Raw genomic sequence first — 10,984 nt, 5'->3', positions numbered from 1 at the left:
CTTGATGACGAACGATCCCGGCGCGGCGCTGTCCCTGCTTTGCTTGGGCACCGGTCTTGGGCTTCCTGCCCAAGCCGTTCACTGCTTCGCAGCTCACCCGGCGCGATCTGGTATGTCATTTTCCGGCAATCGCCTTACGGCCCTGTTCGGCGACAAACTGAGTTGGGTTGGGTGGAAAGACCGTCGGTATCGAGCTGTCCGGCGGAGAAACGTGAACCTCGACGCTCTGCCCTGGTTTGTCCTTTTCACTACGCGACAAACCCACCATCTGGCACAGATCAACTCGAATCCTGATGAGGGATTGAACGACTGCGTTCGTCCAAAGCGGGCAATTCGCAAAGCAAAAAACCCGGCGCGAGGCCGGGTTTCATATTGTGCATCGCGATTCGGTCTACGTCTGCTTGCGACCGACCCCAGAAGCAGGCTCGCTACCAGCGACCGCCGCCACCACGGTTGTCCCGTGGAGCTTTCGGCTTGGCTTCATTGACTTTGATTTCGCGGCCGTCGAGGCTAGTGCCATTCAGTTCCTGGATTGCCTTCTGTGCCTCGCTGCTGCTCGACATCTCGACGAATCCAAAGCCCTTGCTCTGACCCGTATCACGATCCGTAATCACATTGGCCGAATCGACCGTTCCGCATTGGCCAAATGTTTCCTCCAGCGTCTGCTGGGTGGCTGAGTACGGCAAATTGCCGACGTAAAGTTTTCTGCCCATGGTACCTCCTAAAGGTTGTATTACCGCTCAAGAGGATGTAGGCACGATGCCAGCAGACTCGAAAGAAGCGATATTGAACAGCACAGCGAGTATAGAGGTTTTTTGGGGCCTGCACACCCCGCCGGCCGGAATTATTCCGGTCGTTGGTGGGATACGCTACCAGGCCTTGATCTCGCTCCCGAGTACGCACTGGGTCGAACGCTTGAGCCGCCTGACAACGCGATGCCCTGGCACCCACTCGCGGGAATGACTGAAATGCCCGTTATAGAATCAGCATGTGGAAACGAATATTCAGAGACAGCGCCGACCCGGAGCGCTGGATCGGGCTCACCGCGCCCGTGCGGTGAGCGTGGGCGACGGGATCGGCATCCGAGCGATCTCGTATTGTGCGACAAATTCCACGTCTGGAAGGGTAAAATGCAGTCAACCGACATGCGTCGAGCAGATATCCAGATTCGGATCATGGGATTCACAGGCGTCATATCCGTCCAAAACCGTGTCCACGCCTGAAACAGGACGGCGCAAGGGACGCGGCGCCCTGAGCAACCCCGATGGCCGATACGAGCCGACGGAACACCGGCGGGAGGACGACGGCTGGTATCGGGAGGCGGGCCCCGCCCCTGTCGCCACCACGCTGACCCCGGACCGCGCGCGCTCGGTCATTACCCGCAACGACTCCCCGGACGTTCCGTTCGACCGTTCGATCAATCCCTACCGGGGTTGCGAACACGGCTGCGTCTACTGCTTCGCGCGCCCCGGCCACGCCTACCTGGGTCTGTCGCCGGGGCTGGATTTCGAGACCCGCCTGTTCTACAAGCAGGATGCCGCCAAACGCCTCCGAGAGGAGCTGTCGCACCCGGGATACCGCTGCTCACCCATCGCACTGGGCATCAACACCGACGCCTATCAGCCTGCGGAGCGGCGCCTTGGCGTGACCCGGGAGCTGCTCGAAGTCCTGACCGAGTGCCATCACCCCGTATCGATCGTCACCAAGTCAGCCTTGATCGAGCGTGATCTGGACCTGCTGTCGGAACTCGCCGGGCATCGGCTCGTGCAGGTGATGGTATCGGTGACGACCCTGGACAACCGGCTCGCCAGCCGGATGGAACCGCGCGCCAGCGCCCCGCATCGTCGACTACAGGTGCTGAGGCGGCTGAGCGCCGCCGGTGTGCCCGTAGGCGTTCTCGTGGCGCCGTTGATTCCGGCGGTCAACGATGCCGAGCTGGAGCGCATCCTCGATGCCTGCCGGGACACCGGGGCTCAAACCGCCGGTTATGTCGTCCTGCGCCTGCCGCATGAGCTGAAGCAGTTGTTCCGCGAATGGCTGGAAGCGTACCTCCCGGACCGCGCGCGACACGTGACGAACCTCGTGCGGCAGCTCCACGGCGGAAAGGACTACGATCCCACCTTCGCCCGGCGCATGCGCGGTCAGGGACCCATCGCGGATATACTGGCCCAACGCTTCGACCTGGCGAGCAGACGCCTGGGATATCGAAGCGAAGCCTTGGAACTGGATTGCACCCGGTTTCACCCGCCCGGGCACGGCGGACAGCTGTCCCTGTTCTGAATTGGTGTTCAGGCCCCGGCGACGCCGGGGCCTGTTGCCCGAAGTTCGATCCCGGTCAGGGAGTCGGGCCGAGTCCGGGGGCTCGACGTTCGGTGCCGCTGGTCATGTCCAGCACCTTGGTGTACTTGCCGAGGTGGTCGTCACCGCCGGGACCGCTGTCCCAGACGTCGACGACAAAGGTCACTTTTTCGTCGGAAAGCGGGAAACCGAGCTCACCCCTTGGCCCGCCGAGGTCCATGTACTTGCGGCGGATATCGCCGTGGACCTCGAAAGCCCCGCTACCCGAGCTCCAGTAGAACGTGGTGGTCTCGAATTCCGAGAACCTGCCGACGACCCGGCCGTTCTTGCGCACGCCGGACTCGCTGGTGATCGGAAAGCCCCATTTAGCCGTGTCACGCGGGATATCGTGCATAATGAGGAAAGGGGACAGGGGTGCGAGCAATGACCTCGAATCGCTTCCACCGACGTACGATCTGCCGCCAGCAGCGAGATGACCGATGACCGACGACCGACTCCAACCGCAGGCAATCTCCCTCGACGTACTGAAAAAAAAGTACGCCCGCAAGGATGAGGAAACCGCCTCCGACGTGCGTCGCAGGGTCGCGAGTGCGCTTGCGGCGGCTGAGACCGAGCCCGGTCGCTGGGAACCGGTATTTCGTCAAACCATGGAAGACGGCTTCATCCCGGCCGGGCGCATCAATGCCGCCGCCGGCACCGAGCTGCGGACCACACTGATCAACTGCTTCGTGCAGCCGGTCGGCGATTCCGTCTCCGAGACCATCGATGGCAAGCCCGGGATCATGGTGGCCCTGCGTGAAGCCGCCGAGACCATGCGCCGGGGCGGCGGCGTCGGGTACGACTTCAGCCGCATCCGTCCCCGAGGCGCGCGGGTCAAGGGGACCCATTCCAGCGCCTCCGGCCCCGTCTCCTACATGCGGGTCTTCGACCGGATGTGCGAGACCATCGAATCAGCCGGTTCCCGGCGGGGCGCGCAGATGGGCGTATTGCGCTGCGACCACCCCGATGTCTCCGAATTCGTTCACGCCAAGGACGACCCGGGTTCCCTGACGAACTTCAATATCAGCATCGGCGTCACGGACGACTTCATGCGCGCCGTGGACTCCGACGGCGAGTGGGAACTGGTGCACCCCGCCGAGCCGGATCTCTCCAATCACCCGAACGCCTTGCAGCGCCCGGACGGCGTCTGGGTCTATCGCTCGGTTCGCGCCCGCGAACTGTGGGACCAGGTCATGCGTTCCACCTACGATCACGCCGAGCCCGGCGTACTGTTCCTGGACACCATCAACCGTGAGAACAACCTCTGGTACGCGGAAACGATCGAGGCGACCAACCCCTGCGGGGAACAGGCACTGCCCGACTACGGCTGCTGCTGCCTGGGCTCCGTCAACCTGACCCGATTCGTGCGCAACCCCTTCGGTTTCGACGGCGATCCCTCATTCGATTTCTCCGGCCTCGAACGGGTCGTGACGATCGCCGTTCGCATGCTTGACGACGTGCTGGATGTCACCGTCTGGCCGCTGGAGGCGCAACGTGAGGAGGCCATGGCCAAGCGCAGGATCGGCCTGGGGTTCACAGGACTGGGCGACACGCTGGCCATGCTGGGCCAGCGCTACGACACCGACCATGCGCGCGCGACGGCCGCGGAGATCGCGCGGCGGATGCGCGACGCCGCCTATCTGGCCAGCGTCGACCTGGCGCGCGAAAAGGGCGCGTTTCCCCTGTTCGATGCCGACAGGTATCTCGGTTCCGGGTTCGCCGAAAGGCTACCGTCGGCGGTCCGAGAGGCGATCCGGGCCCACGGTCTTCGCAACAGTCACCTGCTCAGTATCGCCCCGACCGGCACGATCAGCCTGGCCTTCGCGGACAACGCCTCCAACGGGATCGAACCACCCTATGCCTGGCGTTATCGGCGACGGGTACGCGCCGCGGACGACACTCGCGAGGAATACCTCGTCGAGGACCACGCCCTGCGGCTTTACCGGCAACTCGCCGCGGATCACGGGATCACGATCGAATCCGATGCCGACGACCGGGTCGGGAATCTGCCGTCCGGCTTCGTCAATGCGCTGTCGATCCCGGCGCGCGAACATCTTCGCATGGTGGCGGCCGTCGCACCGTCGATCGACACGTCGATCTCGAAGACGGTCAACGTGCCCGCGGACTATCCCTGGGAGGCGTTCCGGCAGCTGTACATCGAAGCCTGGCGGGCCGGTGTGAAGGGGCTTGCGACATTCCGGCCCAACGCCGTGACAGGGTCCGTCCTGTCCACGTCCTCAGGGGCGGACGCACACCATTTCGACGAATCGGACCCCGACCGCAGGGTGCGGCTGAAGGCCCTGCCCTCCCCGGCCCTGGCCAGCCTGCGATGGCGCAAGCGGCCCCGCTACCCCGGGGGGAATCCGGCATGGACCTACATGGTCGACCACCCGCTGGGTCATCACTTCGCGGTCTTCGTCGGTCACATCGGCAACGGCGGGGTCCACCCCTTCGAGGTCTGGGTCAATGGTGCGGAGCAGCCCCGGGGACTGGGGGCACTGGCCAAGTCGCTCAGCATGGACATGCGATCCAATGATCGTGGATGGCTCAAGGCCAAGCTGGAGAGCCTCATGAAGCTGTCCTCCGACGATGCGTTCGACCTCGCGCTGGGCGAGAACCCGGTTCGGGTTCCCAGTCTGGTCGCGGGCTTCGCCCGGATCGTGTACACGCGCTGCGAGGCGCTCGGGGCGTTCGACGACCTGTCGCAGACCCCGGTGCTGGACGCTCTCATGTCGCAAAAGGAGCCGAAGACGGGTACCGGGGGCACCCTTTCGTGGACCGTGGACATCTTCAATCCGGCGACCGGTGACGACTTCGTCCTGGGGATGAAGGAGCTGTTGATGCCGGACGGCACACGCCGACCCTATTCCGTCTGGTTGTCGGGCGTCTATCCGCGGGCGCTGGACGGGTTGTGCAAGATCCTCTCATTCGACATGCGAATCGTCGACCCGGCCTGGGTGGGCGGCAAGCTGCGGCAGTTGCGGGACTACCCGGAACCGAGGGGCGATTTTCTGGGCCGTGTGCCGGTCAGCGCGAAGCAGATAAACTACCCCTCGACGGTGGCTTACATGGTCGCCCTGATGATTCACCGCTACGCCATGCTCGACATTCTCGACGAGGATGGCTATCCCTGGGTGGACATGGGGGTCGTCGTCGATATCGCCAACCGCAGGCGCCCGGACGACGATTCCGGGGAAATGCGTGCGGCGGGAGCCCTTGAGGTCCTGCCCGGCAGGGTCTGCCCGGAATGCGGCAACTACGCCATGACCCGACGCGATGGCTGCGATTTCTGCACCGCCTGCGGCGCGACGGGTAGCTGTGGTTAGTCCCGCGAGGCGCGCAGCCTCCCCGGCGGTCGATCCGCCACAAAGTGCAACCCGGGCGATCTTTCCAATCCCGATCAGTGTGCGCATACTTGAGGCAGGATGCGAAACCGATCCCTGTTCAAGGAACCTCGAACTCCTTATCTGGCGGGGACCGATTCAACCGTTGCGGCGGGAGTCAACATGACAGATTCTTCCGGGGACGAGGGCCTCATCGAGGTGCTGGTGATGCGGCTGGAGAGCCAGAGACTTCCCTATGCTCTCGCGCTCAAGGAAAAGGTGGATCGGAGCGAAAGATTGAACGAGTTCGACATCGAGTTTCTCGATGAGGCCCTACGGGACGCCAGCTCCGTCAAGCCTCTGTGCGACCGGCACCCCGAATGGAAATCACTGGCGGCGCGCATGGTGCACCTCTACCACGAAATCACCCGGAAAGCGCTCGAGAACGAACAGGCGGGCGATTAACGACCCACCTTCATGCGGCCATCGAATCGCAGCATGTCGAGTCATCCGGTTCCATCCCGATCCTGACTGCCTGGAGGAAGCATGCCCGCGTATCACGTCGCACGCTCGAAGGTGATCGTAGCACCTACCGAGAAGGTGCACGCTGCGCTGGCAGACTACCGGGAATGGCCGGGATGGTCACCCTGGTTGATCATGGAGCCGGAGACCCGCCTGGTCTACAGCGACCGTCAGGGCGAGCCCGGGGCGAGCTACGACCGGGATATGGCGACCTTGTCGGCGCCGGCGGCATGAGGTTGACCTCGGTGTCCCCGCAGCGCCTCGATATGGATCTGCACTTCATCCGCCCGTTCAAGTCGCAGGCGAAGGTCGCCTTCGAGCTGGCCCCCGAGGATGGGGGGTGCCGGGTGACCTGGCACATGCGGGGAAAGCTGCCTTTTTTCCTGTTCTTCATGACCACCAAGATGAAGGCCTGGATCGGCATGGACTATGATCGCGGGCTCACGATGCTGAAGGACTATGTCGAGAAAGGGTCGGTGCCATCGAGTCTGTCCATCGACGGGGAATCCCGTATCGAGCGGCAACGCTTTGTCGGTATCGAACACGAATGCACCCTGACCGAACTCGGACCGCAAATGAAGCAAGACGACTCAAAGCTCTATGAACTCGCGAAGGACAGACAATGGGCGATCGACTCGCCACCGTTCGCGGTCTATCACCACATGGATATCGTGTCGACCCGGACCCGATTCGTCTCGGCGATTCCGGTCTCCGGGGAGGTCGAGGTGGCAGCGCCGCTCCTGACCGGAGCGTTGCCCGAAGGCCGCGTCTTTCGCGTGACGCACACCGGCAGTTACGATCATCTGGGTAATGCTTGGTCGGCCGCCTTCAACGCAAGCCGCAACCGGAAGGTGCGTACGAAGAAGACGCCCATGGGATACGAACGTTACCTCAACAATCCCGCCGATACGCCACCCGAGGCGTTGATCACCGAGATCCTCCTGCCATTGCCATCGACCTGACCGATCATCAGACGGTTTACGTCCCCGTGTATTCGCACATCTACGTCGGCGAAGGCGACCCTGAACTGCTGTCGACCCTGCTGAGCATCAGGAACTCGGGTCCGGAACGTGCCATCACCGTCACGTCACTGCGCTACTACGGCACCAAAGGCGATCTCGTTCAGGAGTATGTCGAGGGAAGCCTGCGCCTGGGTCCTCTGGAGACCATGGAGTTTCTGGTCGAAAAACCGGACACCCGGGGCGGTTCAGGGGCCAACTTCATCCTCGCGTGGCGCGCCGACGAGCCGGTCTACGAACCGATTGTCGAGGCGGTGATGGTTGGCGGGTCCGCAGGCAACATCTCGTTCAAGAGTCTCGGGCGACCCCTCGCCGAGCGGGTCGAATAGCGATGTCGTCGGGTACGGAAAGACCCTCGACGGATGCCGGGTGCGATCGCCAGCCTGCCGGTGCGTTCCGCTCGGAGATGGCCGTGTGGGCAGGGATCGCGACGGCCTTCGTCTTCCTGCTGTTCGGCGACGCCTGGTTGGTCGATCTGTCGAATCCCGTGCACTACCTTGTCCTGTTCGCCTGGTTGTTCGCGGTCATGCTGTGGCTCGCCTTCACGGTGGTGCGTCACGCCGACAGCCTGGCGGCGCTGCTCGGTGAACCCTACGGTACGCTGATACTCACGATCTCCGTGATCAGCATCGAGGTCGTCATGATTTCGGCGGTCATGCTGAACGGAGATAACAATCCGACGCTGGCGCGCGACACGCTGTTCTCGGTGCTGATGATCGTGCTCAACGGCATCGTCGGCCTGGCGCTTCTGATCGGGGCGCTGCGTCACGGCGAGCAGTTATATAACCTCAAGGGCGCATCCGCCTATCTGGCCGTCATCATCCCTCTGGGCGGCCTGGGTATCATCCTCCCCCGCTACACGACCTCCGCACCGGGCGGGGAGGTCTCCCCCCTGATGGCGGGCTACCTGATCATCATGTCGATCAGCCTGTACGGCGTCTTCCTCGCCATACAAACGCTTCGCCACAAGTCCTTCTTCCAGCAACCCCCCCAGACCGGGTCGAACGGCGCGACCGCCGGCAAGGACCATAGCGACGCGCCGGTGCGCTCCCTGGCGTTTCACGCGCTCCTGCTCCCGATCACGATGCTGCCCATCGTCCTGCTCTCCAAGAAGATGGCGGTGCTGGTCGACCACGGGATCGAGACCCTGGGGGCGCCCCAGGCACTGGGCGGCTTGCTGGTCGCGATACTCGTCCTGGCGCCCGAAGCAATGGCCGCATTCCGGGCCGCCCTGGCCAATCGCCTGCAGCGAACGATGAACATCGCCCTGGGGTCTTCGCTGTCGACCATCGGGCTCACCATCCCGGCGGTCCTCGCCATCGGCCTGATCACCGGAAATCGCGTCGAACTCGGTCTGGAAGCGCCCGAGGGCTTTCTGTTGCTGTTCACCTATCTGGTGGCCATCGTGAATTTCACCAGTGAACGGACCAACGTACTGCATGGCTTCGTCCACTGCGTCCTGTTCATCACCTACGTCGTTCTGATCTTCGACTGAACTCAATCACGAATCACGACCGGTGCGTCGCTCCCCCCTCCGTGGTGGCTGCGTGGGTTCGAGCGGCGCCTCGAGGTGAAGCACACGTATCTTGCGGGCGCGAAGCGATGTGGTGTATCGTTTGTGTATGACACGCACAAACGTAGATATCGACGATGAAGCATGCTCAACTGTGATGCGCCGGTACCGGTTGGCCACAAAACGCGACGCGATCAACTTTGCATTACGAACACTGGCCGCGGAGCCGCTCGGACTCGACGAGGCCAGAAAACTGCGAGGCACCGGCTGGATGGGCGACCTTGAGGAGATACGCACCCATCGAAGCCCGTGATTCTGGTCGACACTTCTGCCTGGGTTGAGTTTTTACGCGATACCGGTTCTCCCATCTGTCAGCGAGTCGACGACCTTCTGGCTGTCGAGATCGCCACATGTGACGTCATTCGCATGGAAGTGCTCGCAGGTGCCCGCAACGAGCAACATCTTCAGCAATTGCGCCGGCTCCTGGCCCGTGCATCAACGCTTCCCATAGAACCGGTGGACTACGATGCGGCAGCCGCACTCTACCGAACCTGTCGCCAACGGGGGTCCACCGCGCGCAAGCTCATCGATTGTCTGATCGCTGCGGTGGCCATTCGCGGTAACGTACCCATCCTGCACAGGGATGCGGACTTCGACACCCTGGCGCAACATACAACCCTGCGAACCGACGCGGTATAGGGGCAAGGGGCCGGGTTCAGGCGCACCTTCGGATCAATCGCCTCGGGACGGGGAAGCGGCTGCCCGGCCTCGGCGTCACGGAACACCGCTACCGGTATCCCCAGGAACAATCCCGCATCGTCAACAAGGTCGTCAACACGCTGCGAAGGGCCGGTTTCACGAACGACGACATCGTCGTCCTGTCGTTCGGCGGCATCGCCTCATCGATCTTCGATGACCACGCGGACGTCGGTGGGCTGCCGTTGCGCAGCTTCACCGGGGAATACGACCGCGACGGAAACCAGATCCTCAGCGACGGCGGCATTGTGTTCGAGAGCATCTACCGGTTCAAGGGACAACAGGCGCCGGCCGTGATCGTCGTCGACGTGGACACCGAAGGGAAGGAAACGACGCGATGGCAACACCGGTTGTACTGCTGCCTCACGCGGGCCTCGGTCCGGGTCGATCTCCTGACGAACGGCGAGTTGCCCTCGCCGTCGTGAGGAAACATCGTGGCGGCCAAACCCTTGAATGAGGCCTATTCCTCATCCGGGATCGGTGCGACTTCCGGGTGAAGCTTCAGACCGAGCGCAGAGACTACTTTCACAACCGTATCAAATCCTGGTATTCGCTCTCCTGAGAGTGCCTTGTAAAGACTTTCACGGGACACTCCCGCGTCCCGCGCAATCTGAGACATGCCTTTCGCACGTGCGATATCGCCAAGCGCTTTTGCAATGAAAGCTGCATCACCGTCCGCTTCCTCCATGCAGGCTTCCAGATAGGCCGCCATCTCTTCGGGGGTGCGAAGGTGTTCGGAAACGTCATATTTGGATGTGATAGTTTTGCTCATGGGATCGATGGCTTGAGTGTAGCCATCAGGCTACACGTGTGCAATGTGCCTGCCCGCACGAACCATCCATAAGGCCATCGATCTGTCCTCCACTCAGACCCGGCTGATCGAGTCGTCGGCCGTGCTGGCCACCATGTACCTTGCCGGCGATTCACCAACCTCCAGCGCCCTGAAATGCGCCTTGCCGCAGGCGATCTTCGCGCCCTCGGCGCGTCGCAAGTCGGTCGCGAACAGGCTGCCCTTGGTCTCGACCACCAAAAACAAGCTTTCGGCGCCATCGTCCTCGATGAGCACCGCCCAATCCGGATTGTAGCCACCGAGCGGGGTCGGTACGGTGAACCAACCGGGCAGCTTGGCGTAGACCTTCACGTCGCTATTCTTCTCCAGCCGGTCGGCGAAGGCCGACTCGGTATCGGAATCGAAGACGACGTGCTCGTAGACGGACTTTCGGGTGTCGGCGAGCATATTCTTGAGATAGCCGGTCAGCCCCTCCCGCTCGATCAACTCCTGCGCGTAGTAGTTCTCGTCACCGAGGCGCTGGTACTTGATGCCGTCCACCAGGACGAGGCGCTTGCAGCGGTTGATCGCCTCCGCCGCAAGATCGATGAACTGCTGCGGATTGTGCCTGAAGTCATCGAGACGCCCGCTTCGGGAGAGGATGCGCTGGATGCTGCGCCGGGTGAGCTGCGTGCGGTCCTGGAGGTCGGTGAGCACATCGGGAAGCTCGATGTCGGCCTCGGTC

The 10,984-nt window shown here is 62.8% G+C and carries 14 protein-coding genes; 10 read left to right on the top strand and 4 right to left on the bottom strand.

What is annotated here, in order from left to right; genetic code table 11:
• Window positions 1-428: 428 nt before the first annotated feature.
• Window positions 429-713: an RNA-binding protein gene (locus tag LJE91_11205; protein ID MCG6869261.1), complete on the bottom strand. Its 285-nt coding sequence runs from the start codon at window positions 711-713 to the stop codon at window positions 429-431.
• A gap of 496 nt (window positions 714-1,209) precedes the next feature.
• Here LJE91_11205 and LJE91_11200 point away from each other — a divergent pair, with 496 nt between their 5' ends.
• Window positions 1,210-2,280: a PA0069 family radical SAM protein gene (locus LJE91_11200; GenBank protein ID MCG6869260.1), complete on the top strand. Its 1,071-nt coding sequence runs from the start codon at window positions 1,210-1,212 to the stop codon at window positions 2,278-2,280.
• 55 nt (window positions 2,281-2,335) lie between these two features.
• Here the strand turns inward: LJE91_11200 and LJE91_11195 are convergent, their stop codons facing one another.
• Window positions 2,336-2,722 (bottom strand): hypothetical protein, encoded by a 387-nt coding sequence (locus LJE91_11195; GenBank protein MCG6869259.1) that lies wholly within the window; start codon window positions 2,720-2,722, stop codon window positions 2,336-2,338.
• 55 nt (window positions 2,723-2,777) lie between these two features.
• Here LJE91_11195 and LJE91_11190 point away from each other — a divergent pair, with 55 nt between their 5' ends.
• The 9 genes from LJE91_11190 to LJE91_11150 all read left to right on the top strand — a co-directional run bounded on the left by LJE91_11190 (window position 2,778) and on the right by LJE91_11150 (window position 9,895).
• Window positions 2,778-5,663: an adenosylcobalamin-dependent ribonucleoside-diphosphate reductase gene (locus LJE91_11190; protein ID MCG6869258.1), complete on the top strand. Its 2,886-nt coding sequence runs from the start codon at window positions 2,778-2,780 to the stop codon at window positions 5,661-5,663.
• 180 nt (window positions 5,664-5,843) lie between these two features.
• Window positions 5,844-6,125, top strand: coding sequence for a hypothetical protein (locus tag LJE91_11185; protein ID MCG6869257.1), 282 nt, complete (start codon window positions 5,844-5,846; stop codon window positions 6,123-6,125).
• A gap of 81 nt (window positions 6,126-6,206) precedes the next feature.
• Complete coding sequence (locus LJE91_11180; GenBank protein MCG6869256.1) at window positions 6,207-6,416, top strand: hypothetical protein; 210 nt, start codon at window positions 6,207-6,209, stop codon at window positions 6,414-6,416.
• Complete coding sequence (locus LJE91_11175) at window positions 6,413-7,144, top strand: GyrI-like domain-containing protein (GenBank protein ID MCG6869255.1); 732 nt, start codon at window positions 6,413-6,415, stop codon at window positions 7,142-7,144. The genes LJE91_11180 and LJE91_11175 overlap by 4 nt, the downstream gene beginning before the upstream one ends.
• Window positions 7,060-7,530, top strand: coding sequence for a DUF3124 domain-containing protein (locus tag LJE91_11170; GenBank protein ID MCG6869254.1), 471 nt, complete (start codon window positions 7,060-7,062; stop codon window positions 7,528-7,530). Before LJE91_11175 ends, LJE91_11170 begins: the two co-directional genes overlap by 85 nt.
• Before the next feature lie 2 nt (window positions 7,531-7,532).
• Window positions 7,533-8,696, top strand: a complete 1,164-nt coding sequence (locus tag LJE91_11165; GenBank protein MCG6869253.1) for a calcium:proton antiporter — start codon at window positions 7,533-7,535, stop codon at window positions 8,694-8,696.
• 127 nt (window positions 8,697-8,823) lie between these two features.
• Window positions 8,824-9,027: a type II toxin-antitoxin system VapB family antitoxin gene (locus tag LJE91_11160; protein ID MCG6869252.1), complete on the top strand. Its 204-nt coding sequence runs from the start codon at window positions 8,824-8,826 to the stop codon at window positions 9,025-9,027.
• Window positions 9,024-9,413 carry a PIN domain nuclease gene (locus tag LJE91_11155; GenBank protein ID MCG6869251.1) on the top strand — a complete coding sequence of 130 codons (390 nt, stop codon included), beginning with the start codon at window positions 9,024-9,026 and terminating at the stop codon, window positions 9,411-9,413. Before LJE91_11160 ends, LJE91_11155 begins: the two co-directional genes overlap by 4 nt.
• Window positions 9,414-9,655: 242 nt before the next feature.
• Window positions 9,656-9,895, top strand: coding sequence for an ATP-binding domain-containing protein (locus tag LJE91_11150; GenBank protein ID MCG6869250.1), 240 nt, complete (start codon window positions 9,656-9,658; stop codon window positions 9,893-9,895).
• Between the two features lie 35 nt (window positions 9,896-9,930).
• Here LJE91_11150 and LJE91_11145 read toward each other — a convergent pair whose 3' ends face one another.
• Window positions 9,931-10,242, bottom strand: coding sequence for a putative addiction module antidote protein (locus LJE91_11145; protein MCG6869249.1), 312 nt, complete (start codon window positions 10,240-10,242; stop codon window positions 9,931-9,933).
• Window positions 10,243-10,335: 93 nt separating this feature from the next.
• The coding region (locus tag LJE91_11140) for a restriction endonuclease subunit R (protein ID MCG6869248.1) at window positions 10,336-10,984 on the bottom strand (649 nt) is incomplete at its 5' end.

This window comes from Gammaproteobacteria bacterium (assembly GCA_022340215.1).
Classification (GTDB): Bacteria; Pseudomonadota; Gammaproteobacteria; order JAJDOJ01; family JAJDOJ01; genus JAJDOJ01.
The sequence above is the reverse complement of the archived record's forward strand: the minus strand, read 5'-3'. Positions and strand labels throughout refer to the sequence as shown.